Raw genomic sequence first — 24,649 nt, forward strand, 5'->3', positions numbered from 1 at the left:
CATTGGCCCATACCGTCATCACATCCAGCCAGCGCTCAATCACTTCACCAAATTCATTTTTATTCGAATAATCTTGCCAAGCCGTATCTTGTTCTATCCAGCCCTGTTCAACCATCTGCCAAGCCCAATCAAGCGGTGCCTGCAAACTAATTTTATGCCGTAAAATGCCCGCTCTCATGCGGTTAAATTCCGATAAGGATTGAGTAAATAGTGAGTCGTTAAAGGAACCTCTTTAATGGTTAAAGTGCTAGTCGATTCACGATTTTCGTAAAAATGGCCGACTGTCATTAATATCGCAATAATGACTTTATCATTCAGCACAAGAGCATTTTCGGCGGCCCCCTGCTCTTCGGCAGTATCGACAATTTTACGATTAATATAATCTTCCGCAGCTTGTCGAGCGGCGCTAAGCAACAATTGTAAATAAGTATCTTCAGTATTCCCGCTAAGGCGAAGATGAGACTTAACAACATCAAGGTTTAGCATCGGCTTTTTTCTTTGACTTTTTAGCGGTTTTTTCAGTCTCAGCCGGTTCACTCTGTATTTCTGGCAACGGCTCTAATAATTCAGCTTCGCCACGTTCGGCCATCACAACCGCTTGAGCTTCTGGAATATCGACAATATCGCCGATGTTATAAGCCACTTTTAAACCCGCTCGCGGGATAAGTATTTTTACTTTCATAAATAGCCCTTTTGACGGCATATTGCCGTCAAATTAAATGTTATTTTCTTAAGATAAGAAGTTAAGCCGCAGTTTTAAGCTGTTTAATAGCATCTACCTGTAGGTGTAAAGCATCAACTCGAACCCACATTAAAAAACCAACCTCAGCGGTTACTGCATACAACTCATTAAGTCGGCGTAATGCAATACCTCCACGGTCAGCAATGATGTATTGTGAAAAATCGCCAAAAAGTGCTGCGCTCGTATTAGCGGCGAGCTCAGGCATAAAGTCTGAAGTGTTAACTCGCTTCCCTCTCAACATGTCACCTTCACCGACTTTAAAATCAGGCTGCATAATATATTGACCATTAGCATCTTTGAGTTTTAACAAGCTGCCATAAGTTAAATCATTCATCAGGTACGAACCTTTACGACGATATGACGACTTTACGGAGCTTCGTAAATCAAGTATGTCATCCAAACTAATGCTTGTTTGCCCTGATACTACTTTAGCGACCGGAGCGCTACCTAATAATCCATTAGGCTTACCAGAACCGTCCCCCAATAAAAACGCTTCTTCTTGGGCTTCGCCGAAACTACGGCCAAAAGAATAAGCAATATGTTGCTGAATATTTGGTGAGCTATCCGCTAGAAGTTCCTCAGAAACTTTGATGACTCGTGATAGCCTGTGCGCCCGAATGGTCTTTTTCTTGAATTTGTCATCCGTTGCTACCGCAGCAACTCCTTCTCCTGTCCACGTTGCTTTTCCGTAGGTGTCTACCATCGGTATATCTGTGGTTGTCTCGGTGCGAGTTACGTGACAGATTTGACGCATAACCATCTCATTCTCAAGAGCTTCTATTAATTTATTTTGCAATTTCGTTGGAACTAAATAACCCCCTTTGTCTTCAGTACCCTCAACTAAACCTGCTTTAATATCAAGCCCAGAAGACCGGCCCTGCACATAATTCATGAAACCAGCCTCATATTCACCAGTATCCAACGCATTAATCGCTAAAGGTTGGCGACTAATATCGGCACGAATAGGCTCAGACACATATGAATTAAGTTCACGCTCTTGTGCCTCAATTTCTTCAAGTTTAGAGATGCGGTTTTTAATTTCGAGCTGTGTGTTATTCAACTCGTTATATTGACCTTCCTCCTCATTGGTAAAGCCGCGATTTTCGGCTTCAGCTTTATCTAACATGGCTCGTTGTTTGTTAACTGCTTCAGCACGCTGTTGAGCCAGTTCATGAATATTAGGCATGAGTCTATTCCTCCTAGGATATTTCAGAGTCTTTAGTGAAAAATTAAACGGTTCGGGAATTATAAAAGTGAGCGTTTTAGCTCTAATTTGCGTAACTGTATCGCCTTCACTTCGTTATTTTCAGCTTGTTTAACGAGTGTTTCGGGGGTGTTTTCGTATTGACCGGGTTTAATGCAGGCAGCAATGTCTACCGGGTTGGTAATTTCATCAATAAAGCCATATTCTTTTGCTTCTGCCGCCGTCATCCATGACGTCTTATACATCATATCTTTTATTTCAGCCGCTTCTAAATTAGATCGTTGATCATAAATATTAAGTATTTTTTCCTCGTTTTTATCCAAAATTTCAATTATTTTACTCAATTCTGTTGCATCACCGACCGCATTTGCCCAAGGCCGATGGATCATATAAAAGGCATTGTCTGCCATATGAACGGTTTCACCGGTAAGCGCGATAATGCTGGCGATTGAAGCGGCCAAACCGTCAATATGCACGGTAATCTTTGCAGGGTGACGATGCAATGCATTATAAATAGCAAAACCATCAGTAACAGCCCCCCCAGGGGAGTTAATTCTAAGGTCGATATTTTCAACATCGAGGTTTTGCAATTCCACAACAAACGCTTGCGCCTCAACACCAAAATGCCCGATATAATCATAAATATAAACATCAGCTCGACGGTCAGCTTTTGCTTTTATCTGAAACCAGTTTTTCATTGTCTTGCTCTTTATCTAGTTCTTCTACAGTAGTCATGTTTAAAGGCACAAAATACCGATCACCATCTTCAATCGGGTTCATGTTTTCTAGGGCGCGAATATCGTTCTGGCTCATTACCCCGATGCTAAACATCCGGTTATAAAATGCTGCGCGGGCTGCGGTATCGCCACGCAATAAGCCCTCAATATTAAACTTCACAAAGTATTTTTTGCGCTCACTCGGCAATAAAAGATCACGAGTAATGCTTTGCTCAATTTTAACGAGCCAAGGCACTAAACTGTGGCGCACAAAGGCTAAGTCTTGGTGCTCAATATTAGAAAAAGTCGCGCGCTCTAAGTCCGCAATCATGTGAGGCGGTACTCTGAAGATTCCACAAATTTCATTACGTTGATATTTACGTGTTTCTAGAAACTGACTATCTTCGCTCGTCATCGTCAGCGCTTGCCATTTTAAGTTATGCTCTAATACAGCGACACCGTTAGCATTTTTACCCCCATGTGCTTTTTTCCAAGATTCCGCCAACGCCTTGCGACCTTCTTCATTTAAGCGCCCATCGGTCGTTAATATCCCACTGGGTCGTGCGCCGTTACCAAAAAGCATCGCCCCATGCTCCTGCGTTGCCGCAGATAACCCTAGGGATTCACGTTGTAATGCAATCGGACTACTGCCAATAATTCCATCACTGCCCATTGCGTTTAGCCGCCACACCTGATCTTCTCGTAATTCATAATCACGGCCATTTAATAAGGTGGCATAGACCAATTTTTTAGTTTTTTCATTACGGCGCACTGTCGTGTTATCTGTTGGCAGTTGCACTAATTCACGAACTCGCCCCGCACCATCTCGAATAATTTGGCAATAGGCGTTTCCTCTCAAACATAAATGACCGACTAGATTTTCACGCAAATCGAAGCTTGTCACATCGCGATTAGGCAAGTCATGCAATACTGAGTAAAGCGGGTGGTCTTTAGCGAGTTCTTTCCCTCCGCCTGCTTTATGTTTGTATAAATGCAGAGGTAAAGCGGCAATCGATTCAGCCAACACTCGAATGCAAGAATACACAGTTGCTAAACGCATCGCATTGTCTGGTGTAACCGTTTGGCCGCTCACGCTTGCCGGAAACGTTTCTAAAAGTTCATAACCACCATATTCAGTATCCGGTTCTAATTCAGTTGCAGCACCAAACCAGCGTTTAAAGAATTTCATAAAACGAGTAATTCTCTTGTATTGTAAATACTGTTGTCATCTTCGCCAGCCACCAAGCGCCCTACCGCCATTGCAGCGGCCACCATGCCATCAATTTTCTCGGTTGATTTACGCTTTGATGGTTTCATATTGCCGGCATCATCCTCAACGACCACTAAATTCGAGGCCATCCAATTTAAAACAGGGTTATTGTTGTGGTGTAAATTTTCTGAAATCACTAAACGCTCAAGCTCTTTTAAGGCAGGCGTCATCGATTTAAAGCCTTGACGAAACTCAACCATATTTGCCCCTTCATCCATCAAATCATTCGCTAATTGCGTGGCATTCCAAGGGTCATAAGTAATTTCTTTTACATCAAACTCTTTGTTGAGCTGATAAATGTCGTCTTTGATGTAGTTATAATCAATCACATTACCATCGGTCAGCGTTAAATATTTATCATCCGCCCACACCTGATACGGTACAGGGGATTGTTTAACTCGAACTTTCACAGTTTCTTCTGGTAAGTAAAAACGACAAAACAATCTAACAGAATCATCGGGCATTAAAAAAGCGGCTACTAAGGCCGCTATATCGCTGGTACTGGCTAAATCGAGGCCAATATAACAAGGCCGTTTTTTAAGCGATTCTCTTTTAAAGGTATGAGTACCGCAGGCTTTCCAGCGCTCTAAATCAAGCCAAGCGGTTTCTGCGTTCGTCCAGATATTAAGGTGCTTGCATAAAAAACCATTGCGCTCGCCTTTCATTTGTTGCGCCTTAACGCACTGGCGCTGCATATCATCGAGCTTTTTACTCACACCAAGGTTAGGGTTGGCTTTTATCCAGTTTCTTTCGTTTGTCCAATCATCATCTTTATCAAGTGTGTAAATAATGCCGAAAAAGGTATCGTCCTCAATAATGCCCTCAAGCACTTTAACCGCATAATCACGCAGGCTATAACAAATCCCTTCTTGATTAGAACCCGCCGTTGTAATGGCATAGAGCAAGGGTTGTCGTCTTGAGCCGGTTCCCGTTTCTAAAACACGCCATAAATCCCCGGTTTTATGGGCATGAAGCTCATCGACGATACTGCAATGCACATTTAAGCCGTCTTGTGTCTGGCTATCGCTCGATAAAGGCTCAAATTTATTATTCGGTAAATCCTTGGGGTAGTGCATGTTATTTTTATAGATGCCAATGCGAGCGGCTAACGATTTTGACGCTCTCACCATTTTTACCGCATCATCAAATACGATCTTGGCTTGATCACGCTTGGTTGCTGCTGCATATACCTCAGCCCCAGGCTCTCGGTCTGCACAAAACAAATACAAACCAATGCCTGATAATTTTGTGCTTTTGCCGTTTTTACGCGCCACTTCTTCATAGACCGTTCGAAAACGGCGCATATTATCAACTTCACGTTTCCAGCCGAAAATTGTCGTAATAATGAAGATTTGCCAAGGCTCTAGCGTGATCTTTTTACCGTACCACTCGCCTTTGCTGTGCTTGCAGTAGCTATAAAATTTAACCACCTTGCGGGCTTCTTCTTTATCAAAGTAAAAGCCACGATCACCAGCATATTTCAAATCATCTAAATGGCGCTTGCAGGCTTTTTTTACATAGTCGCAGGCGATAACGCGCCCACTTAAAACATCGTCGCAGTAGTTGAGTGCGGTTTTTATGGGGTCTTTTATATTCATTTTCAACTAAACTACTCTTAAGTATAAAATTTTGTTTAATTTATGAGGTTGTTATGAGCATCCCAACTCCTGAGAAACAAGAAGAATTTCTCAACAATCTTAAATCAACAGACGTTTCAGACATTCAAAATAAACTCGATGCTGGTGCTTACGGTAAAACAGGTTGGAAAGTTGCTTCCGTCAAGACTTTTTTAGAATCAGAAAAAACAAAACAAGAGCTTCACTTTAATCAGCAACACCTCTCTCAAATTCGTACGAGCAACCGAATTTCTTGGATAGCTCTTTCTATTTCGGTAATTTCTGTTGTCATCCTGTTTATTAAGTAGCTAATTGTTTAATAATTCAATGTAATTATCGACCAAATAGACAGTCGATGCAGGAAAGCAAATGTATGAGCCTACCCAATCAGATTCTTCAAAGCTATCAGCATTAAACACTGGAGTCATAGCATAACCCGGTTTTGTTAAGCCACTTACAGAGATATAACCATCTTTAGCTAAAGACGGCTGAAATTTACTTATTTTTTTATCGTTATTCTTTCATCAATTTCTAAATAAGCGATATATCTACCATGATAAGCAGCATCACGTTTTATTTCATCTTCATTAGATACAGTTGTAACTACAATTTCAGCGGGATGGTTATCAATAAAAATTGCATAAGTTTTTAACTGTGAATTAATTTCATCTAATTTGGTTTTTCCAATATCATACTTCACAAGAAACACTCTCCTAGATTAGCAATATACCTCTCTAGTATCGCACAAAAACAACCTTAAGCGTCTTGACATATTAAAGCAACCAGACAGCAAATGTAAGTTGTGCTTAATTTATGTTGACATGTTTCAAGAAAATAGCCTTTTTAAAATAGATTAGCATACACAACATTATGATTAAATTTGATAAATTTTAACCACAATTCTATAATCAAAATAGAATTAAAAACAAAGAGCGGCAGCCCCCACTCTTTAGTTTATTTTTTGAACGTAAGCAAATTAAGGAGCACTTACATGTTAATAGTAAGACAACTATTACAAATTGCAATAATTTTCGTGATAATTTTTACAGCTAACCCTTGGTGGATGATCTTAATATTCGAACCTTTGATTAGAAGGATCGAAATTCATGTTCATGTAAAAACTAATTAATCTAAAATATTATCAATCTCCAACTCGACACTGTTAGACACGTGCACATTAAGCCTACTGATTGCCGTTGGAGTTAAACCTAACTCGCTTAGTGAAGCTTTGACTTGTTTCCAAGCTTCATTATACTGCGCTACTTCTGGACGACTGCGGTACATTGTATCGCCTGCCTGCGTGACCGTTTCAAAAGTTCGGCCATGCTTCTCTATCACTTCCGATAGCTTGCGCCAATCTGAGTAAGCACAGGCATAAATTTCTAATTGCTTTTGAAATGAGGCCGTTTTGATTTTCATGTGCTCTAGGTCTGACACCGCCGACTCAAAAGCGCCTCGTGCAATTTCGTTAAAGTAATCAGGGCAAGTTGCAATTCCGTTTTGTGGTTCTGGTTCATGTTCGTTTAATTTTCGGCAACCTGGATTGCCGGTAATTTTCTTAATTTTTGTCGGTTTAGGCTTTCGACCTTGGCCTCTTGCTCTCGACATCAAAAACTCCAAGTTTTTACTTCTAATTTCGCATTCATAAAAATTTGACTCGGCGGGTGGTCAGGAAAAATAGGCCATAGACATTTTATATACCCCTCCCCTGCGCCTTTCTTTTTCGACCAAAGCCCCCGTCTTCATTTACAGTTTTACGCGAGTGACACGTCTTACAGAGCGCCTGCCAATTGGCTTGGTTCCACATTAAATCATAGTCGCCGTTGTGTGGTTGAATGTGATCTACCTCGGTCGCTGGCGTTAATTTCTTATCATGAAAACATTGCTTACAATAAGGGTGATCTTGAATAAATATTTTTCTTTCTCGCTGCCATCGACCACCATAACCACGCGCCGCTGTTTTCTTTCGTGGTGCATGATACCTGTTAACATGCTTCTCGTGATCTTCACAATAACGCGTGTATGTTGTCTTGTGGCATCCGGGGTAGCAACAAATCTGCTTAGAACGTCTTGGCAATTTTAATCCCACAAACAAGTAATAATTAACAGAAAAGCCAGACCATAACATTGACTGCCTAATAAAAGGCCAAGAGCAACCACAAAACTAACCTCTGATAATTTCATAGTTAACCTAAAAATTCAGGCATAAAAAAACCAGCAATTGCTGGCGATTAAGATACAATCCATGTTTAAGGTGAGACTTCCCACCTTAGAAAAAAGGTTATCATTTTAGTTCGAACTAAGCAAGTCAATTAACACTAATCAATCTAATATTATATATGACCTATTAAAAACACAGGGTTTCTCGTGGCTGTTTCAAAAAATTCATCGCTATCAGATATGAGTGAGCAATTACTAAGACAGAGAAGAAACTTATTAATTACTTGCCTAATTTTAACTGTATCACTAATCATTATAATGTTTAACCAACACGTCAGCTTAACTTCATCAAGTTTATTTGGTTTAATTTCTCTTGAGTACCCCAAGAATCCAGGCATGCCGGATATTCATTACTGGGTGCTAGGCTTACTTATTCTATTTTTTGTATATTTCTGGTTTAGATTTGATTTGGCGTTCAACAAATATGAGGAACCACATTATAAAAAAAGTATTGCTTCGGCAATGATAAATATCATTCTAAACAAGAAAAAAATCAAGCATTATGGAGATATTTTAAAAAGCAATGAAATAATAGAACCTTTAAAAAAAGAAGCATCAACACAAAAAGTAACTCCTGAAGAATATTTTAATAAACCACAAACCAGACCTTGGTTTTTCCCAGCAATCAATCAACTAAGATGGTTGCCTATTGGCACATTCTTAAAGGTAGATGTTCAAGCAGAGAAAAAAACAGACTCCCATGCCATCGGCCCTTTTTTAAATGCGCCAGAGTATAAATATTGGCTATTTTATAAGTCATCATATGGACCGGGCAACGACATAACAAGTATTGTTGGAAACACTCATCTTATGCTTTTTAAGTCAAGACTAAAAAGGTTACAATGCATTTTTATACTTAAATTTACACTTTTCTTTCGCGACGACCACATACTAGACTATAAAATGCCTAAATGGTTATCCATATTCACATTAGTATTAGTAATTAATCATTTAATTCCTGCCATTTTCAACATACATCTACCTTTATCTAAACAAATAGAGCTTATCTCATTTATGATTTTTTTCGTTCTATGTTTCTATTTTGCTCGTAGAAATTAACACTTATTGCACCCACCCCCTATACAAAACAGGGGGGAAAAGGAGAAAATGCGAGCTGTAATAGTTAATACGTCGATAACTTTTGCAGTATATGAACAGCTCTTTTATATGCTGCGCTACGCTCCCTCTTTCCGGCGGTGATAAGAACTAGGAGCAATTTATTATCCTCAACTTGATAAACCAGGCGGTAGCCTTCTTTCATAAGTTTAATTTTATAACAATCTTCTAACTCATCACTCAACCTTGCACTAGCAACGTGAGGGTTTTCCATGCGCTTCTTGAGGTGCTTTTTAAAAGTTTCCTTTATGTTTTCGGGGAGCTTCTGCCAATCTTTTTTTGAGTTCTTATTATAGAAAGCAAGCTTATAGGTCATCCAGATCGACCTCAATTAAGTCTCTTGGCTCCTCTAAACGTTTGCGTGTCTCAAGCTGTAGGCTCAGGTCATCAACTAAATTCATAAGCTTCTCAAAAGTATCTTGAGCAATAAGATACCCTTCTGGATGATTACGGTTAAAAAGAGCAATAGGGGCATCCTCTTCTTTTGCCTGCCTCAATAGCTGACCAATACTATTTTTAGCCTCTGTCAAACTTGCTGTATGCTCTGCATAGATACGTGCCATAACAATCTCACTATCAATTCACTACTAACTTCGCTAATTATAGCCCATTTAATAGGACATTTAAAAGCACTATTAGTTTCTCTTTTCAGAAGTGATCGAATACAACCCAATAAACTCAGGGTGAAAGCAGGCCACCGCCTTGCCTGCCCTCTTCTAAGTCCATGTATATTTAGCAAAAGTTTTTATTTTGATTATAAGGGCCTGTGAGGGGCTTATATTCGACGTTTTGTCACCGCAGGTTCGTGGCAAGTAGATATGTTTATGAGGTAAAGCCATTTAAGCGACCTAATCGCTCCACTGCGCCGATTTACGTCAATTTAACAAATATTATTATAAACATTGTACTGTTTAATTGATTTATTTGTACAATTTACTATTATTAAGGTAGCAGGACAGCAAAGAGCACCCCACCGCAACGACCAACATTCACCCGGACGCTGAGGAGAGGGGAGGCTGGGCGCTCGCTAATTGCAAAACTAAGCCATAAACACAAAAAAGCCCGCGCGTTGCGGGCTATCTTGATCTGATTATCTTAAGCGGCTTTTTGTCTGTTGTTTTTTGTTTGTCTGTATATCTCAGCCCTTGCCTCGGCTGTCTTTAACTTTTGCATCGTGTTTAAATTGATATAAATAATCTGCCCCTTTGCCTTCTTTGTGCTTTGAACAAATACTTCTATCATACTTGTGTTGTAATAGACTTTCGTGACTGTAAAATCGTGAACTCTATCCACCCCCTCAACATTTTTTAAGGCGATTTCTTGAAAGCGTTCTTGCTCTCTGTAATGCCCAGGCACAAGCAACCACTCAACACCATTTATACTTAATGCGGGCTTATGTATCCACCCGTTATAGTAGGTATGGTGCATTAATTTATTATGCCAGTTATCTATTTTTAAGTGGCTCACCTCTTTGCTTGCTAAAAATATTAAATTATTCAGCCTGGCTTGTTCTTTTACCATTCTGTTTATAAAATCCTTTTCTATCTTTAACAAATACTCGCCGGTTTCTATCATACACTGCGCGCCGCTTAGCCTTCTTAATCGTTCAGGCATTTTATAATTGACTTTAAAAAAGCGTTTAGATGTTCGCATAAGCTTTGCTAGTTCAGGCTTGTTAATCAGCTCTACTGGTTCAAACTCTCGAAAAGCTAGATTTTCATAAAGGGTTATATCTCCACTGTGATGATCAAAGCTGCGCCCAGAACCATAACAAGCTATAGCCTCACGAATACACCTTAAATCAAACCGCCCCCAATGAAAGCCGAGGGGTGTTTCTTTTTTTCCTTGTTGTAGTTCTTCATTGATAACAATAACATCACTCATTGCATTAATTCCTTTTAACTTAAGAGGGGAAAGGGTGACGACTGCCACCCCCAAAATTAAGCTTGTGCAAAGCTCAAGCGGTTTTGCTTGTTTTTACCCTTGTACTTGCTAGAGCCATGTGTGGCGCGTATTTTATCCATATTCCAACCCGTTCGACGCGCTGAGCGTTTTGTTTTTTCGCTCTCAGGGTTAAACACCCAACAGCCTTTATTTTTTGCCCATTTCCAGCCCGCTGTTTTCATCTCTTCGCGGGTGGCCTTGTGTTGCTCCCCTCTTAAGTCAGTGTGTAGATATAACCACACTCCACACACTTCTAAATCTAAACTATCAAAGTCTTTAAATGCTGCGAGTGCTTCCTTTAGTTTTTCAATGATTGCATCGTTTGCGTATTGCTTTGAGTAGTTCGCGTTGTATTGCTCATCTTTGGCAAATATTTCGCTTGCATTCACCTCGCTAAGCCCTTTTAAAATATTCCAGGCTTGCAGTAGCGCTTGCATTAATTCCTTGCTGCCGCCCTCGCGGTCAGGGTGATATTTCATCGTTAAACGCTTATAAGTTTTCTTAATCTCCAAGGCTGAAAAAATGCCACTTGTTAGGCCGAAAATTTTAAGAGCTTGCTTGATCGTGAAGTTATCCATTGCTATATTTCCTTATGTAAGTGTGTCCAATACTTGCAAGGCTGCTAGGTGCGTCCAACACCTAACAGCAGTTGGTTTTAAGCGGTTAGTCTAGTTTTGCGGCTGGCTAACCGTTGCCCTTCTAGGTAGTCATTGACCAATAAATCAATTTCACCTCGTGACGTGTTCAGCATTACATCAGCAACACCCCCTAATTTTTTGATCACTTTCGCCCGTGAGCGCTCTTGCAAGTATTTTGCAGCCTCAAAGTAGGCTGTTAACACTTGGCGCTCATCGTTAAAAATGAAAAGTTTGTTATTTAGATAAACATCAACCAGTTTGTTATACACGGCGATGATTGAGTTTTGTTTTAGCTTTTCCATAAGCTAGTTTCCTTTTAGAGGTAAGTAAGAGTCATTTCTTACTTACATTATAAGTATGGCTCACTGTACAAATTATGCAAGTATTTTGTACAATTATTTTAATGTTTTTTGTATTTTGTTTATAGCTTAGTTTTTCAATTAGCGAGCGCCCAGGCTCCCCTCTCCTCGGCGTCCGGGTGAATGTTGGTCGTTGCGGTGGGGGTCTCTTTGCTGTCCTGCTACTTTAATAATAGTAAATTGTACAAATAAATCAATTAAATAGTACAATGTTTATAATGATATTTGTTAAATTGACGTAAATCGGCAGAGTGGAGCGATTAGGTCGCTTAAATAGCTTAACCTCATAAACATGACTACTTGCCACAAGCCAACGAAGGCAAAACATCGAATATAAGCCCCTTACAAGCCCTTAGAATCAAAATAAAAAATTTATCTAAATATACATAGCAGTTAAATTTGTACTTTTATAAGCTATTTCTGTACATTTTAGAGCTAATCACCCATAATAAAAATAACAGCATGGGAGAACAGCAATGAGCAAACAATACAGTTTAAGCGAGTTTCGTAAAAACGTGTCTCAAATTATCGGTGACGTCTGCGAGGGAGAAAGTGTAGCAGTAGCGACTCACGGTAAAAACCCGGTCCAGATTATTACCGTTGAAGAATACCAAGAGCTATTAAAAGCAAAAGAAGTTTACGACGCCATTAACATTATGAAAAAAATGCAGTCCACTACAGAAACGGCCTAGAAGTTAATCGGACGTGATAAGCAACCTTTGAGATAAAGCACTCCTTGGCTTTTATATTTGAACCATGATGCTTTTTTAATGTTGTTATCTTGTCGTTTGCGCTCTGTTGAGCCTTCTGCACAATACTCAAGCACTAGCACCCTCGCAATTTGTGCATCTTCAGGGCCGCTTGTAAATAAACAAGCCACATTGCTATTAATTTGTTCCGCTTCTTGATCTTCAAGATTAAGATATGGCATGCCTGCAATATAGCCACCATGCACTCGCATCCCACCATACTTACAAATCGACATAAAAATCGACTGCGGCCAACCCACGGAGTCCGCATAGCGTTGCACACAATCACCCCAATTTTTTAATTTAATTTCTATTTGCTGATTGGTTAGCGGCATAGCTCCCCCTATACTAAATTTGCAATTAAAATGACTCTTCGCACAAACTTACAATTCTTGAATTTCAGCGCTGTTGCTAAAGCTTGCTTAGGTTAATGGTATAATTATGGTTATCTGGTTTATTGAGTATTTTATGTATACATAGTTTTCACTGTTTACATATTCAAAAGGGTATATCCTCTCCAATCTGTTCAATCGCTACTGAACGATTTTGCTCTTGGCTCGCTATAAACGCTTGTTGACCTGGCGACTGCTGTAGGGGTGCTTTTTGTTGGGGTTGCTGTTGCACTCTATCCCTGTCTCCACCCCCTAGCATTTGCATATTTTTACCAACGATTTCGGTGGTATAACGGTCTTTTCCTTCGCTATCTTTCCATTTACGCGTTTTTATTTTTCCCTCAACGTAAACCTGAGCACCTTTTCTTAGATAGTCTTTTGCTATGTTTGCTAGACCGCTAAACAACACAATACGATGCCACTCTGTGCTTTCTTGATTCACGCCATGCTGATCTTTCCACTGCTCTGAGGTCGCCACTGATAGCGTTGCAACAGCATCACCGCCTTGGGTATAACGAACATCGGGGTCTTGGCCTAAACGACCGACAATAATAACCTTGTTTACACCGCGCATTTAGCCATATCCTGCTCAATAAGTTTTTTAAATTTTACTCTTACCCTATTATCAAACTTATTTAGCAAATCTTTTTGTAATTGTTTAGAGTATGGCTCTACTACTTCCAACTCATAATCCATCAGACGGTCAATCAGCATGTTTATAAAGCCTGTAAAGTAATAGACTTGATTATCTGCTCCAGAAATAGATTCTTCTGTTTCTATAACATTTGTTTCTATATCCTTAAAAACCTTTTCACAATTAACCTCTGCTAACTTGATTAGTTCTTTATTATGCTTATTCATCAATAACCTCACTTTCTCTACTTTTAAGTTCATCACATATCAATTGATTAATTTTTTTGCTTTCCTGTAGGTTTTTCTCAGCTTGATCTAAAACAATACTTTGTAGTCGGTTTTCTCTAACCTCAGAAATTAAAAGCGAAATGCCAAATAAAATAGTCGCAATAAGGTCGAACCCCCTCTGTAAGTCAGTAAAAAAGCTAAACGCCAGAAATGTAACAATAAAAATGAAACCCGAAACAAAGAGCCACTTATTACTAAACACGTTGAAATGTTTATGCAAATCCATGCACGCCTGATACTCGCCTATTTTATGGCTTTTTAAGAGCGTCAATATAGCGAGCCTTCTGTCTGGCGTTTCCTCGTCTAATTTAATAACCTCATCAACCATAACCCACCCCCTAAGATGCTATTTTTTCTAAGGAGTCGGCTTTATATTCATCATATTTCGATATGATAGCTACAATGGCATGCAAGCAAATTAAATATGATATTGTATAATCATCAAAAGACGCATTCAGATCAATAAAGTCAAAATCATAATCTGTTGTAAAATTAGTTAACGAATCAATTGCGCTTGTTTCATCAAAAGGGTCTAAAACCTGTTCTTTGATTTCCTCCCAGAGCTTAGCCCTATCTTCTTCACTGTACTCTTCATCATCTTCGATCATATAATCAAAGTGATCTTTTACGGCCGTATTAAACACCTCCTCACTAAATTCCTTATGACCTCTAAACGTGCTGTTGCTAACTAGTTTCTCACCCCAATAACAAGGATGAATATCTGTACGGCCTCGAAAAAACCGAAACATATCCTCAGTACGACTAAAAACATACGTGCCAAAATCACCACCAATGCATAAATGATAACGCCAGGTTGTTATCGTAAAGGCATACTCTATCTCGTCATTATGGTTAAACGTTATATGACGGTTGACTCCATCATCTACAACAACCTTTAGTGAGTGGTTTTTTGTATACTTTAAAAAATCAGCTTTTGCTTGTTTTGCCTGCTCGTCCATTATAATTCCTTAGATTTATCTATACTATTTCTAACTCGGTCTAGTAAAATGCCAATGTGCTTATAAGCGACCATTTGTATTGTGAAATTATCCTTATAACACTTCGTTAGGACGTCAAAAATAAAGCCTTTCGCATCCCCGCGCTCAACAAGATAATGTGCAATCTCCGCCTCGGTAAACTCACGAGAAAAATCATCTAGCTCCCCAATTTTAGCCATCACTGAATCACCCCATCATTAATAGAACCACTGCTTATCCTGGTAATTTTCATCTTTCGAAGCAGAGAGTTGTGAATTACATTAAAGACTTCTTTTCTCATTTCTTCGCTAACTTGAGCCGCAGAATCAAGCTGAAAGGAGATAAAAAGACCTACTATTTTATTTAGGGAATAAACAATATAAGAAACTTGATCACATAAATCAGTCATATTATCGGCATCGGTCATAATTGTATCTCTAACAAGGTCTAGTATTTTATCCACCTGATGATTTGCTTGCTCTACAAAGCCTTTAGATTCTCTAATCATTACTATCCCTTAGTTTTTTAAAAAATGTACCTACAAAAATGGAGAGCACGATAAGAAAGTAAGATGTAATCAGCGCACTCCCTAAGTCAGCACTCACATCATCTGTAAAATAACTTAAGCTCCACTGCACTAAGTAAACCGCTAAAGTACAGGCATAGAACAAAATCACTGTTACAAGTAAAAATCGTGTCCCCTGCTCTAAATCAGAAATAAATAGCTTCATCGCTTTCATACCCTGAGCCTCCCTTTCAGCTCTTTCTTTGAATATTTTCTAACAATAAAAGGCGTGGGTTGCTCAAGTGCGCGACAATTAACTGCATCCGTTTTTTTTACAATAAAATCGCGCAGCTCGTTAATCCTCGCCTGACGAGAATATACATACATCTCGTACTTCGTCCGTAAGCCTAGCTTATAATGTTCTTCAAAAAGCGCCTGACGCGTTTTATACGGCTGCTTGTGCTCTTTCCACTTTTTCTTACACTCATCAAGACCTACACCTAAAGCTTCCGCTATATCGTCAAGGGTTAGATCACGAAATTCGCTAGTAATTAATTCACATTCATGTTTTTCAATCTTCAGCATGACAACCCTTTAAAACTCGCTTCATTTGTCGAATAGCAATGAATGCATTCACTTGTTTTGTTGAGTACCTAAATACACGCCAGCCGTTTTCTGCCGCTGCGTTATACTTTTCACAATCACCATCAAACCCCACGCCTGTGGTATGACGACTTTTCGTCCGCTTGGCATACGTCCCACCCTCAACCTCAACGGCGATTTTTTGCTCAGGCCACGCAAAATCAAAGCGCCATTTTCTTGAGTCATGAAATTGATACTCTTGTTCAGGCATTGTTATTTTTTCTAACTTGCATTGCATATGAAAGACACGCTCACCTGCTGAAATTCTAGGCATTCGTTGAACCTCCAAACTTGCTTTTAAGTTTTGCAAGGTGACTGTTAGCGCATTGATCGCTTTTACCCTGTTTTCTATCCAGCATTGGCAACACAACCGGAGGACATGGCAAACGACTACCGTTTAAATCGCGGTAAATAGCCGCTAAATAGGCTTTCTTGAATTGACCATGCTCACTTATACCCCTGCCGCAGTTTTCCGCTCTAAGGGCTTCTGAGGCGATAAATACGGTGGGGTGTGACCAGCGGCGCGGCTGAGTGATCTTATTTTGTTGGTGAATATTAAAATAACATTCGGTATAGGCTTGTTTCGTACTCGCGTAACCCAACTCTTCAGGTTCCACCTCTTCGCACATCTTGCGAAATTCGCCGGGTGTTACCATGAAAATCATGCAAGCTTTGACTAAGCGTTTTTTAGCTTCATACCAAACCGCTTCAGGAAAATCACCAATCGCTTCCCACCAATCCTTAGTGATCGTTTCAACTTGATCATCAGTTTTGTTATTTAAAAACGACTTGATCAAGTTAAGCTCATCCAAAAAAGCTGAAATTGATAAGTCCGGCCCAAATTCATCAGCGGTTTTCTTCTGCGAGTCTTTTCTGGTGGAGTCTTTGTAATCGCTCTGCAACTGTGAGTTGATTTGAGTTATTGCCTGCATTGCCATGTTGCTTCCCTCTCGCTAAATAGATTTTTTCATCAATCATCGTGCTTTCTTGGGTCCATCGACGTTCTGTTAACCAGCCCTCTAGGTGCTTTGGTCTAAATTGTGAATCAGCCATGCTTTTCACCGCTCGGTTATGTGCTTCAACCTCTGCTTGTTGAATCACCAGCGATACATCTTGCTTTATGTCAGGCCAATTTTTTAGGAATGAGTGAGCGGCTGCGGCTTTGTTTGATTTGCTGTAGTTGTTTTCAGGTAATTCAGACTTATGGCGGTAGGCTTCCCAAATGCGTTCGAATGCATCTAGTTTTTCACCCGTGAGATAGTGGCCTTTGCTGGTTTTGTATTTTCGTTCTTCTTGGTCAACAGAATGAGGGGTAGAATCAGGCTCGTGCGTGTCAGCGCACATATTATTATTATGTATTGGGATTGTTGTATTGGGATTGGTATAGTCACCGCAACCGTGCAAAATGGATTCTGTATTTTTACAAAATGCATTCTGCAAATTTGAAGAATGGCGTGTTTCCTGGCTTTCAGGCTCTTTTTCAGCTTCAAATGGGGCTGTTTTTTGCTTTTTCTCAAGTGGATAATCTTCAAAGTGGTAACTATGGAAATTAAAAATTTGGCGCTCATTAACAAAAGCAATCCAGGTGGTTCGATCATACGAAATTGTGTTATAGTTCCCCTTGATCAAAATACCTTTCTTAATCAGCGAGCGCGCCACTCGCCCCATTTTGTCAGCAGACCAATTCACCGCCAATGATTCAGATAAACCTTCACATGTTGAGCGGTTCCATGTCCGCCCATCATAAAAATTTCTTTTTTCCTCTTTATGCTTTTTGATGTACGACAACAAACAACTAATGAAGTAAGCTTCTTCTAGACCAACCTGTTTGATCATCTCTTCACTGACTATTGCCATTTTAACCAGCCTCTTTTTTAATAACTTTCACCGCAGAATTATTATCAAATATCACCGTAAACCCGTTTTCGACCAAAGAAATAACAGCCTCTTTTAAAGGAATTTGTGTATCTGTCCCTCTATTTCTTTCCAGTCCTAAACGCTTTGCCATTGAGTAGACCTGGTCACTGGTTTTATTGAGGTCAACGGCGATTTGCTTACCTGTTTTTAATCCATAGTTTTCTTTCAAGTATTCTTTTTCGTAATCGGTCCATTTCATATCACACATCCTCACAAGTTGTTGCCATGCTAGCAAAAAGATTTAATTTGCCGCGACCAAAAATTGGTCGTTTTGGTCGTTTTAATTAAAAATGTTTTAAATGTTAGAAATTTATGTTAGATCAATACAGGTGCGGTAAAATTAATAAAACTTTCAAATTCCATTGCCCTTAACAACGACAAAACATTTATCATCACAAAACTACTCACAATGCTTCAGTATTTTTATTAAATGCCAAAACCATTGTTATGATCATATGTTTCGCCTACCATGGAATTAATGAGGGGTTCCGAACAATAGTTATTCAATTCACATTGCTCATGGTAATATTCTTGACTTAAAGGATTGTGGACTCTCGTTTGTTGCTTATGTTTAAAGCGTTTTGCGTTGTTATTGTGTACGGATTCAGCTTCGCGTAACACTGTGAAGTCTTCACGCCAATCGAATGCTTTTAAGAATTTCTCGGCATTTGGGATATAACGAATTTCAGTTGTTTTAAATTCGTTTTCGTTTTTGTATACCAACATTTCAACAATGGTTGCTGCATGGTTTGCAAGCTTGTACCGTTGCCAATAGCGGCAAGCCTCTTTTAAGTTTGTTTTCTTGGGGTAAAGAGTTTTGAAGGTGTCATAAAATAAATCACGCGATTGCTTTTTGGTTAAACCTGCTGTGTATTCTTGATCGTCTTTGTTTTCAACTTTCGGTGAAACTTCCTTTTTTGGAGGTGCTATATTCTCACTCTCACTCTTACTCTTTAAAGTAGATTTATCTACTGTATTATATACATCGAATTTTTTTTCGGTCTTCTGCGAATTTTTTTTCGCTACCGTAGTGGCTATATTTAGTTCGATAGTCTTGGTATGAAGTACACCTTTTTTGCTGAAAAACTTTTTAATTTGGTGCGCTACAACAAGTCCAAGATCGCTTAGTTTGTTTAGGGCTATTTCGACAGAGCGCACTGAGCAATTAAGCTTATCGGCAAAAACTTTAGTGTGCATCTCGCACTTTTTGGTTTTTTTGTTAGTGAATTCTATCAGAAGGTCTAAAACTTCTCGTGTAATACCTCTGATTTTAAATGATCGCGCTAATTCGGCTATGGTATAAATATTCTGATTTTCATCAGTTAAGGTGATGTTCACTTGCGTCTCCAAAAGTTACAAATTTGTAAATACGAAGAGAAAACGCAATCAAGCACAGAAAATGTGTTGACGTAAAGGTACGCAAAACCTATACTTTACGTATCGATTCTGTGAGGCCCCTGAGATTTCTTACCTAGTCGCCAAACTTAAGAAAGAATTCTCGTGGGGCTGATCGCCTAATCTCTTTTCCTATCAGTTAAAATTTTCTACATTTAATACCCTAAGTTCATTTAAAAAACTAAAACTCTCGCAGGCCATTATAAGTCTTTGTTTTGCATAAGAGCAACAAAAGGATTCTAATCGACTTTTATACGAAAAAACAGTTTTGACAGTGTCAAAAAATAGCCTTGTCGGTGTGGGTCTTATCATCAATACTCTTCTTATAATTTCCGTGCATGTCTTTGACTATTATAAGAGTTTAGGTGTGTTTTTAATGATGTGCAAGTTTTTTTAATGCACGCACAATTAGCGGAGGATATATATGGCAATAACCCTTGAGTTAGTCTGTTACCTCAAGAGTTTCAACTGTACCTAAGCAGTCTAAATTCTCTAAATCAGTTTCAATTACAGACTCGCATTTAATGTCGTAAAGGGTTACGGTGCCCTCATCTTCATCTCTAAAAATAAATAACGCAGGGCTGCTATCACCTATTGCTGCGACGAAAATATCACCTGAATGGGCATCACGCCCTTGATTCACTTTTAATAAATATTCTCGTTGAAAATATGAACTTGGCTCTACTCGAACTCGATACGGTGTACTGTAATTATCGCAATGATCTATAACATTAGACAAGGCCAATTCTGGGATATAGTTTTCATCTTCTTGGTGAAGAGGCGCTTCACCACGCATCTGAGCAATAGTTTTCCCAAAATACCTTGCAAGCTTTGCAACTACTTCAAAGCTTGGCTTTTTATTGTTACCACTTTTCAATCGGCTAATTGTTGCATGGTTTAAACCTGTACCATTCGCAACAGCCTGAGCTGTCACACCCTTCTCTTCAATGCAACTGTTTAACACATCTGCAAATGACACTTCGCCTTCGGCCCACTTAATAATGTCATTTAAAGGTATGTCAAAATAATCAGATAAAGTTTTTGCTTCCTCACTGTTAGGAGCTGTTACTCTTCCACTAAGTAACTGGTATAATCGAGCTTTTGGGATAGAAGTCGAGTTAACAACATCATCAAGAGTTGATCTAGAAGAAAATAACGCTGTCTCTAAACGTGTAGCGAACCGCATTCTTGGATATACCACCCCATAGGTAAATAAAAATTGGCTTTTAAGTTTTTGATGCGTACTGTAAAATAGCCAATTCTAGAGACTATACCAAAAAGTATCAATAAAAGGCTCCAGAAAATCAAGGAGAGACCTTATGAATTTTAATGAAAAAGCTAGTATATACGATCAAATAGCCATGTCACAAAATGAAGCTGCCGATGTATTATACAGTGATATTAAATTTTTTTGTTCAGCATCGCCTGCCTCCAATGTGTTGGATTTAGGGTGTGGTACTGGCTATCTAACACGGAAACTAGCAGATGATTTTGACTATGTAACAGGTATTGATACATCAGAAAAAATGCTGGAGCAAGCTGCTGATTTAGGGGGCAACATCGAATATGTTTTAAGAGACGCTTCTAAATTAAATGAAAAAAATGAGTATGAATTAATTACAGCTAATTCTGTAACATACTACATCCCTGATTTAGAAAGTGCCTTTGCTTCCTACTATGGTGCATTAAAGAACGAAGGTTATCTTGCAATTCAGAGTCAAACGGAGGTTACTCCTCAGTTTTGGCACGCTTTCCAAACACTGCGCGTAAACGATGAAAGTCGCCCATTTATTGATGGGTATAAGTTTCCTGCAAATATGCAGTCTCAGCATACATTAGTACACTACATGAAAGAAGTTGGTTTTTCTATTTTGTTAGAAAAGACGATACATTTTAAAACGTTGTGTAATGTCGAAACTGCTTTAGCCATTTTTAAATCGGGAACAGCAACACCCTTACTGAATCAAAAAGCATATGATTTAGAGCTAACAGATCGTTATATTGAAATATTCTGGGAAACTATACAAAAAGGGTTTGAAAATCAAGCTGTGGATGGTCAGCTACTTTTAGATATCCCTCGCGCCTATATTATCGCCAAGAAATAAAAAGAGAGCTTATGCTCTCTCTTCTGGTATAAATCCTGGTGGAGGCATGGCTCCATCAGTGAATCTATGCTCGTATGAAACAGGCTCGGCTTTTTTAAGCCACCATATCACACCACCCGCAACTGGAGACATAAGCACTTCATACATAGCTTTAATGAACGTTTGGCAAATTAAAATATCTACTAAATTATTAAATGATAGGTGTTTTGAAAGAAATAAGAGTGTCCATACAATGCTGAATGTTAATTCACCTACCCAGGTAGAAGTGATCGATCTAAAAATAAAGGATGTAATTTCATGCTTGTCATCATGACGTTTAAATTTCTCTCTTAACCAAGCTAATAGGTGGTTATTAACTAAGTAAGCACAAGCGGATGCTATGCAGGCAGCCCAATACAAACTAGCTAAGGTTGCCATAGATGTATGAAAAGCTTGGTCTAAGGCATGAGATGCCATTGGTGTGATATGCAGTGCAATAGAGATAAAAGCTACAAAAACTCCATGTCCAATCATGTTGTACCAAACCAAGGCGTTGGAGTATTCCTTCCCATAGTGCTGTGTAACGATATCAAAAACAGTAAATGTCAATGGGAACGCAAAGATGCCTCCAGGAAATACCATATGATAAGGTAGTGGGATGCCAAAAATATTATCTAACTCTATAAATCTAATGGCTAAAACATTCGCCGCAATCATCGTAGCTGAAAGTATTATTGCCAGTAATGGATAAAATTTATATGGCCTTCTATCTGTATTCATTATTTGGTTTATAAAAAAATTAACTATTGCTTTCATTGTTTTCTTTTTTAATCCTATTTCTACGTCTTGTCATTTTTAACTTGGTACTTTTCTTAGTTTTCTTTGTTTGCAACGTTGTTGCTAATAGGTTCCAACCTTCTAATATTCCCTCTGCCCTCCCTTTTTGATAACCTTTGTCGTAGCCTGAATACCAATGAATGAGTTGGCTGTCAGTATGGTTAAAACCTTTGATAAAATCAGGCTGAGCTTGTATAACATTTGCATATGCTTTTTTTGTAACGCGTGCATGGCCTGTTGTGTAATGGATAACATGCTGACGTGTCACATGATCATATTGTGTCTTATTCCAGCGGTACTGTGTTCCTTTCGTACTGGCTATTATCTTCTTAAGGGCGATACCACGTAAGACATGAAAAATCCATGAGCTAAGCTTTTTGATAACTTTTTTCCACACGTAACGTGTACCGTTTTATTTTTCTTATTTCCTAACGTCTAAATCTAGAACATGTTAACCAATAATATGCTCATAAGCAAAACTTAAAATAGGTATAATTCTGGTATATTTACAAACGCTGAAAATAAATTTACACAGGAATTTTATTTGTATGTCTATATCATTACAAGGAAAGACTGCTTTAATAACAGGCGCATCAAGCGGTATAGGAGAAGCTGTAGCTGTAGCACTTGCAGAACTAGGAGCAAACCTGATTTTAGTTGCACGCCGTTTAGACAGATTGAACGAACTTGCTGATAGGATATCAACTGGACACAGTGTTAATGTTACCGTGATACAGCTAGATATTCGTGATAGTAGTACAGTGAGTTCATTACTAAGCAACCTGCCCTCACCAGTTGATATTTTAGTAAACAATGCAGGATTAGCGCTGGATAGTTTAAAAATACAAGATGGCATTACTGTTAGTTGGGATACAATGATTGACACTAACTTGAAAGGTCTTCTCTACGTCACAAATACTTTGCTACCAGTTATGGTGGATCGAGGTATTGGACATGTCGTAAATATTGGTTCGATTGCAGGGCATGATCATTATCCAGTTGGGAATGTGTACAGCGCTACTAAACACGCAGTTAAAGCCTTAACACAATCTATGAGGATAGATCTTCTTGGTACAGGTGTGCGTGCAACAGAAATTTCCCCAGGTGCGACTCACACAGAATTCAGTGAGGTTAGATGGAAAGACAAGGAAAAAGCAGATAAGTATTATAAAAGTATTAAGCCTCTCGCTCCTTCTGACGTTGCGGACGCGGTTGTTTATGCAGTGACCCGTCCTTTACATGTTGATGTCGCCCAGATGGTTATTTACCCCTCAATTCAAGCGTCATGCAATCATGCAATAAAATAAGGTTCACCGAAGAACAAGAATTTACTAAATTGTGGTTTCTCGGGCTAACTTGACCTTCTCCTAAGCCAGCAGAATCACCGCAAGAACAGAATTAGTTAGTATAATGATATTTTCATGCTATTATCATGATATATCCATGATAATATAGTGAGATTTAGTTATGGAACAAAAGCTTAAAAATGTTCAAGTGCAGATGCTACCTGATACTTTAGAGCAATTAGACAAGATCAAAGAAAGGCTTAGAGCTACGTCAGGTGGTGAAGCTCTTCGTCGTTCTGTAGAAATTACAGAGATGTTGTTACGCTTAGCAGGCAAGAATGGCTCAATTGAGGTTGAGAATGCCCAAGGTAAGCGCGTTGCTCTTCATATCCCAGGGGTGAGCTAAGAGCATGAGTAACGATGATGATCAGATTGATCTAGGCACGCCTGATTTAGATGAGAGTGCTCAACAACAGCCCACAGCAGATGATATAACACCACAACATAGGGCTAAAATGGCTGTGTGGTTTGCAGTGATGGTTGTCGTTGTGCTGCTTATTTGCATCGGGTTGTATGCGTGGCACCCTGACAAGAATGGTCCTATTTTAGAGATTGCTAAGATAGGCTTATTGCCGTTGTTGTCTAGTATTTTTACTTACTATTTTACAAGGAAATAATTGATGCCCTCAGATATATTTCAGAAGATTGAAAGTCAAACAGTGACTAAAGAAGAAATTTACACCTATTTTAATAAACCGAGCTTAAATAACTTTTCTTTTGAAGTTACTGATTTTGACATTTTAAAATGTGAGGGTTATGTATCCTTAAAGTTTCAACCTCATAGCAACGCTACTCCTGCTATTGTTATTGTGAGGTGGGTGTGTAGCCAAGGGCGGCCATTAAAACCAGTGCTAAGCAATAAATGTTTCATTCGTATGGATGTGAATGATACCCCTATTTATATGGAAGATTGCGAGTTAGATAAAGTATTAATGAATGAAGAATGTGGCGCTAGTGTGGCTATTGAGATGCTAAATGTAGAGTTGATGAAGTTTGTAAGTGCTTTTGAAGATAGCATTAAATCTACATGCTTTAACTTTAAGGATACTGTGTAAGAGG

General features: G+C 39.0%; 39 protein-coding genes. 8 read left to right on the forward strand and 31 right to left on the reverse strand.

The window, feature by feature from the left end; translation table 11 throughout:
• Window positions 1-174 precede the first annotated feature (174 nt).
• The 6 genes from BGC07_RS18345 to BGC07_RS18370 form a co-directional block, all read right to left on the reverse strand.
• Complete coding sequence (locus tag BGC07_RS18345; protein ID WP_069314509.1) at window positions 175-486, reverse strand: head-tail connector protein; 312 nt, start codon at window positions 484-486, stop codon at window positions 175-177.
• Window positions 473-682 (reverse strand): hypothetical protein, encoded by a 210-nt coding sequence (locus BGC07_RS18350; RefSeq protein ID WP_069314510.1) that lies wholly within the window; start codon window positions 680-682, stop codon window positions 473-475. The genes BGC07_RS18345 and BGC07_RS18350 overlap by 14 nt, the downstream gene beginning before the upstream one ends.
• Window positions 683-743: 61 nt before the next feature.
• Window positions 744-1,928 carry a phage major capsid protein gene (locus BGC07_RS18355; RefSeq protein ID WP_069314511.1) on the reverse strand — a complete coding sequence of 395 codons (1,185 nt, stop codon included), beginning with the start codon at window positions 1,926-1,928 and terminating at the stop codon, window positions 744-746.
• A gap of 59 nt (window positions 1,929-1,987) precedes the next feature.
• Window positions 1,988-2,644, reverse strand: a complete 657-nt coding sequence (locus BGC07_RS18360) for a head maturation protease, ClpP-related (protein ID WP_069314512.1) — start codon at window positions 2,642-2,644, stop codon at window positions 1,988-1,990.
• Window positions 2,610-3,851, reverse strand: coding sequence for a phage portal protein (locus BGC07_RS18365; RefSeq protein ID WP_069314513.1), 1,242 nt, complete (start codon window positions 3,849-3,851; stop codon window positions 2,610-2,612). The genes BGC07_RS18360 and BGC07_RS18365 overlap by 35 nt, the downstream gene beginning before the upstream one ends.
• Window positions 3,848-5,530, reverse strand: coding sequence for a terminase large subunit (locus BGC07_RS18370; protein WP_069314514.1), 1,683 nt, complete (start codon window positions 5,528-5,530; stop codon window positions 3,848-3,850). The genes BGC07_RS18365 and BGC07_RS18370 overlap by 4 nt, the downstream gene beginning before the upstream one ends.
• 53 nt (window positions 5,531-5,583) lie before the next feature.
• Between BGC07_RS18370 and BGC07_RS18375 the strand changes: the two genes are divergently transcribed.
• A complete protein-coding gene (locus BGC07_RS18375; RefSeq protein ID WP_069314515.1) occupies window positions 5,584-5,856 on the forward strand; it encodes a hypothetical protein in 273 nt (90 codons plus the stop codon).
• 191 nt (window positions 5,857-6,047) lie between these two features.
• Here the strand turns inward: BGC07_RS18375 and BGC07_RS18380 are convergent, their stop codons facing one another.
• From BGC07_RS18380 to BGC07_RS18390, 3 genes are all read right to left on the reverse strand, one after another.
• Window positions 6,048-6,248: a hypothetical protein gene (locus tag BGC07_RS18380; protein WP_069314516.1), complete on the reverse strand. Its 201-nt coding sequence runs from the start codon at window positions 6,246-6,248 to the stop codon at window positions 6,048-6,050.
• A gap of 425 nt (window positions 6,249-6,673) precedes the next feature.
• Window positions 6,674-7,156, reverse strand: a complete 483-nt coding sequence (locus BGC07_RS18385; protein ID WP_069314517.1) for a phage terminase small subunit P27 family — start codon at window positions 7,154-7,156, stop codon at window positions 6,674-6,676.
• Between the two features lie 85 nt (window positions 7,157-7,241).
• The gene (locus tag BGC07_RS18390; RefSeq protein WP_069314564.1) at window positions 7,242-7,625 is read right to left on the reverse strand and encodes an HNH endonuclease; all 384 of its coding nucleotides are present in this window, start codon (window positions 7,623-7,625) and stop codon (window positions 7,242-7,244) included.
• A gap of 290 nt (window positions 7,626-7,915) precedes the next feature.
• On the opposite strand from BGC07_RS18390, the gene BGC07_RS18400 reads away from it, so the two are divergent.
• On the forward strand, window positions 7,916-8,827 hold the full coding sequence (locus tag BGC07_RS18400) for a hypothetical protein (protein ID WP_139121848.1): 912 nt from the start codon (window positions 7,916-7,918) through the stop codon (window positions 8,825-8,827).
• A gap of 64 nt (window positions 8,828-8,891) precedes the next feature.
• Here the strand turns inward: BGC07_RS18400 and BGC07_RS18405 are convergent, their stop codons facing one another.
• The 5 genes from BGC07_RS18405 to BGC07_RS18425 all read right to left on the reverse strand — a co-directional run bounded on the left by BGC07_RS18405 (window position 8,892) and on the right by BGC07_RS18425 (window position 11,768).
• Entirely contained in the window at window positions 8,892-9,200 is a 309-nt protein-coding gene (locus BGC07_RS18405; protein ID WP_069314520.1) for a type II toxin-antitoxin system RelE family toxin, read from the reverse strand.
• Complete coding sequence (locus BGC07_RS18410) at window positions 9,190-9,447, reverse strand: type II toxin-antitoxin system Phd/YefM family antitoxin (protein WP_069314521.1); 258 nt, start codon at window positions 9,445-9,447, stop codon at window positions 9,190-9,192. The genes BGC07_RS18405 and BGC07_RS18410 overlap by 11 nt, the downstream gene beginning before the upstream one ends.
• Before the next feature lie 532 nt (window positions 9,448-9,979).
• The gene (locus BGC07_RS18415) at window positions 9,980-10,768 is read right to left on the reverse strand and encodes a hypothetical protein (protein WP_069314522.1); all 789 of its coding nucleotides are present in this window, start codon (window positions 10,766-10,768) and stop codon (window positions 9,980-9,982) included.
• A 56-nt stretch (window positions 10,769-10,824) separates the two neighbouring features.
• Window positions 10,825-11,406 carry a J domain-containing protein gene (locus BGC07_RS18420; RefSeq protein WP_069314523.1) on the reverse strand — a complete coding sequence of 194 codons (582 nt, stop codon included), beginning with the start codon at window positions 11,404-11,406 and terminating at the stop codon, window positions 10,825-10,827.
• A 77-nt stretch (window positions 11,407-11,483) separates the two neighbouring features.
• A complete protein-coding gene (locus BGC07_RS18425; protein WP_069314524.1) occupies window positions 11,484-11,768 on the reverse strand; it encodes a hypothetical protein in 285 nt (94 codons plus the stop codon).
• Window positions 11,769-12,301: 533 nt separating this feature from the next.
• Here BGC07_RS18425 and BGC07_RS18430 point away from each other — a divergent pair.
• Window positions 12,302-12,517 (forward strand): type II toxin-antitoxin system prevent-host-death family antitoxin, encoded by a 216-nt coding sequence (locus BGC07_RS18430; RefSeq protein ID WP_069314525.1) that lies wholly within the window; start codon window positions 12,302-12,304, stop codon window positions 12,515-12,517.
• Here the strand turns inward: BGC07_RS18430 and BGC07_RS18435 are convergent.
• The 15 genes from BGC07_RS18435 to BGC07_RS18505 form a co-directional block, all read right to left on the reverse strand.
• The gene (locus BGC07_RS18435; protein WP_069314526.1) at window positions 12,514-12,909 is read right to left on the reverse strand and encodes a hypothetical protein; all 396 of its coding nucleotides are present in this window, start codon (window positions 12,907-12,909) and stop codon (window positions 12,514-12,516) included. The genes BGC07_RS18430 and BGC07_RS18435 overlap by 4 nt on opposite strands.
• Window positions 12,910-13,072: 163 nt before the next feature.
• Window positions 13,073-13,540: a single-stranded DNA-binding protein gene (locus tag BGC07_RS18440; RefSeq protein ID WP_069314527.1), complete on the reverse strand. Its 468-nt coding sequence runs from the start codon at window positions 13,538-13,540 to the stop codon at window positions 13,073-13,075.
• The gene (locus BGC07_RS18445; RefSeq protein ID WP_069314528.1) at window positions 13,528-13,827 is read right to left on the reverse strand and encodes a hypothetical protein; all 300 of its coding nucleotides are present in this window, start codon (window positions 13,825-13,827) and stop codon (window positions 13,528-13,530) included. Before BGC07_RS18445 ends, BGC07_RS18440 begins: the two co-directional genes overlap by 13 nt.
• Window positions 13,820-14,215 (reverse strand): hypothetical protein, encoded by a 396-nt coding sequence (locus tag BGC07_RS18450; protein ID WP_069314529.1) that lies wholly within the window; start codon window positions 14,213-14,215, stop codon window positions 13,820-13,822. Before BGC07_RS18450 ends, BGC07_RS18445 begins: the two co-directional genes overlap by 8 nt.
• 10 nt (window positions 14,216-14,225) lie before the next feature.
• A complete protein-coding gene (locus tag BGC07_RS18455) occupies window positions 14,226-14,846 on the reverse strand; it encodes a hypothetical protein (RefSeq protein ID WP_069314530.1) in 621 nt (206 codons plus the stop codon).
• Complete coding sequence (locus BGC07_RS18460) at window positions 14,846-15,064, reverse strand: hypothetical protein (RefSeq protein WP_069314531.1); 219 nt, start codon at window positions 15,062-15,064, stop codon at window positions 14,846-14,848. The genes BGC07_RS18455 and BGC07_RS18460 overlap by 1 nt, the downstream gene beginning before the upstream one ends.
• Window positions 15,064-15,372, reverse strand: coding sequence for a hypothetical protein (locus BGC07_RS18465; protein ID WP_069314532.1), 309 nt, complete (start codon window positions 15,370-15,372; stop codon window positions 15,064-15,066). Before BGC07_RS18465 ends, BGC07_RS18460 begins: the two co-directional genes overlap by 1 nt.
• Window positions 15,365-15,604 (reverse strand): hypothetical protein, encoded by a 240-nt coding sequence (locus BGC07_RS18470; protein WP_069314533.1) that lies wholly within the window; start codon window positions 15,602-15,604, stop codon window positions 15,365-15,367. The genes BGC07_RS18465 and BGC07_RS18470 overlap by 8 nt, the downstream gene beginning before the upstream one ends.
• The gene (locus BGC07_RS18475; RefSeq protein WP_069314534.1) at window positions 15,601-15,954 is read right to left on the reverse strand and encodes a hypothetical protein; all 354 of its coding nucleotides are present in this window, start codon (window positions 15,952-15,954) and stop codon (window positions 15,601-15,603) included. Before BGC07_RS18475 ends, BGC07_RS18470 begins: the two co-directional genes overlap by 4 nt.
• On the reverse strand, window positions 15,941-16,285 hold the full coding sequence (locus BGC07_RS18480) for a hypothetical protein (protein WP_077217059.1): 345 nt from the start codon (window positions 16,283-16,285) through the stop codon (window positions 15,941-15,943). The genes BGC07_RS18475 and BGC07_RS18480 overlap by 14 nt, the downstream gene beginning before the upstream one ends.
• Window positions 16,278-16,949: a hypothetical protein gene (locus BGC07_RS18485; protein WP_235603489.1), complete on the reverse strand. Its 672-nt coding sequence runs from the start codon at window positions 16,947-16,949 to the stop codon at window positions 16,278-16,280. Before BGC07_RS18485 ends, BGC07_RS18480 begins: the two co-directional genes overlap by 8 nt.
• Window positions 16,858-17,868 (reverse strand): hypothetical protein, encoded by a 1,011-nt coding sequence (locus BGC07_RS18490; protein ID WP_069314536.1) that lies wholly within the window; start codon window positions 17,866-17,868, stop codon window positions 16,858-16,860. The genes BGC07_RS18485 and BGC07_RS18490 overlap by 92 nt, the downstream gene beginning before the upstream one ends.
• Before the next feature lies 1 nt (window position 17,869).
• On the reverse strand, window positions 17,870-18,127 hold the full coding sequence (locus tag BGC07_RS18495) for a hypothetical protein (protein WP_069314537.1): 258 nt from the start codon (window positions 18,125-18,127) through the stop codon (window positions 17,870-17,872).
• Window positions 18,128-18,354: 227 nt separating this feature from the next.
• Window positions 18,355-19,266, reverse strand: coding sequence for a hypothetical protein (locus tag BGC07_RS18500; protein WP_069314538.1), 912 nt, complete (start codon window positions 19,264-19,266; stop codon window positions 18,355-18,357).
• 499 nt (window positions 19,267-19,765) lie between these two features.
• Window positions 19,766-20,509 (reverse strand): helix-turn-helix domain-containing protein, encoded by a 744-nt coding sequence (locus tag BGC07_RS18505; protein ID WP_069314539.1) that lies wholly within the window; start codon window positions 20,507-20,509, stop codon window positions 19,766-19,768.
• Between the two features lie 133 nt (window positions 20,510-20,642).
• Between BGC07_RS18505 and BGC07_RS18510 the strand changes: the two genes are divergently transcribed.
• A complete protein-coding gene (locus tag BGC07_RS18510; protein ID WP_069314540.1) occupies window positions 20,643-21,428 on the forward strand; it encodes a class I SAM-dependent DNA methyltransferase in 786 nt (261 codons plus the stop codon).
• 9 nt (window positions 21,429-21,437) lie between these two features.
• Here BGC07_RS18510 and BGC07_RS18515 read toward each other — a convergent pair whose 3' ends face one another.
• Both BGC07_RS18515 and BGC07_RS18520 read right to left on the reverse strand, forming a co-directional pair.
• Window positions 21,438-22,223, reverse strand: a complete 786-nt coding sequence (locus tag BGC07_RS18515; RefSeq protein ID WP_069314541.1) for a queuosine precursor transporter — start codon at window positions 22,221-22,223, stop codon at window positions 21,438-21,440.
• Window positions 22,207-22,641: a hypothetical protein gene (locus BGC07_RS18520; RefSeq protein WP_069314542.1), complete on the reverse strand. Its 435-nt coding sequence runs from the start codon at window positions 22,639-22,641 to the stop codon at window positions 22,207-22,209. The genes BGC07_RS18515 and BGC07_RS18520 overlap by 17 nt, the downstream gene beginning before the upstream one ends.
• Window positions 22,642-22,792: 151 nt before the next feature.
• On the opposite strand from BGC07_RS18520, the gene BGC07_RS18525 reads away from it, so the two are divergent.
• The 4 genes from BGC07_RS18525 (at window position 22,793) to BGC07_RS18540 (ending at window position 24,645) form a co-directional block, all read left to right on the forward strand.
• Window positions 22,793-23,551 (forward strand): SDR family NAD(P)-dependent oxidoreductase, encoded by a 759-nt coding sequence (locus BGC07_RS18525; RefSeq protein WP_069314543.1) that lies wholly within the window; start codon window positions 22,793-22,795, stop codon window positions 23,549-23,551.
• Window positions 23,552-23,711: 160 nt separating this feature from the next.
• Complete coding sequence (locus BGC07_RS18530) at window positions 23,712-23,936, forward strand: hypothetical protein (RefSeq protein ID WP_069314544.1); 225 nt, start codon at window positions 23,712-23,714, stop codon at window positions 23,934-23,936.
• Between the two features lie 4 nt (window positions 23,937-23,940).
• Window positions 23,941-24,207 (forward strand): hypothetical protein, encoded by a 267-nt coding sequence (locus BGC07_RS18535; protein WP_069314545.1) that lies wholly within the window; start codon window positions 23,941-23,943, stop codon window positions 24,205-24,207.
• A 42-nt stretch (window positions 24,208-24,249) separates the two neighbouring features.
• Window positions 24,250-24,645, forward strand: coding sequence for a hypothetical protein (locus BGC07_RS18540; protein ID WP_139121849.1), 396 nt, complete (start codon window positions 24,250-24,252; stop codon window positions 24,643-24,645).
• Window positions 24,646-24,649: the final 4 nt, after the last annotated feature.

It is taken from the genome of Piscirickettsia litoralis (assembly GCF_001720395.1).
Classification (GTDB): domain Bacteria; phylum Pseudomonadota; class Gammaproteobacteria; order Piscirickettsiales; family Piscirickettsiaceae; genus Piscirickettsia; species Piscirickettsia litoralis.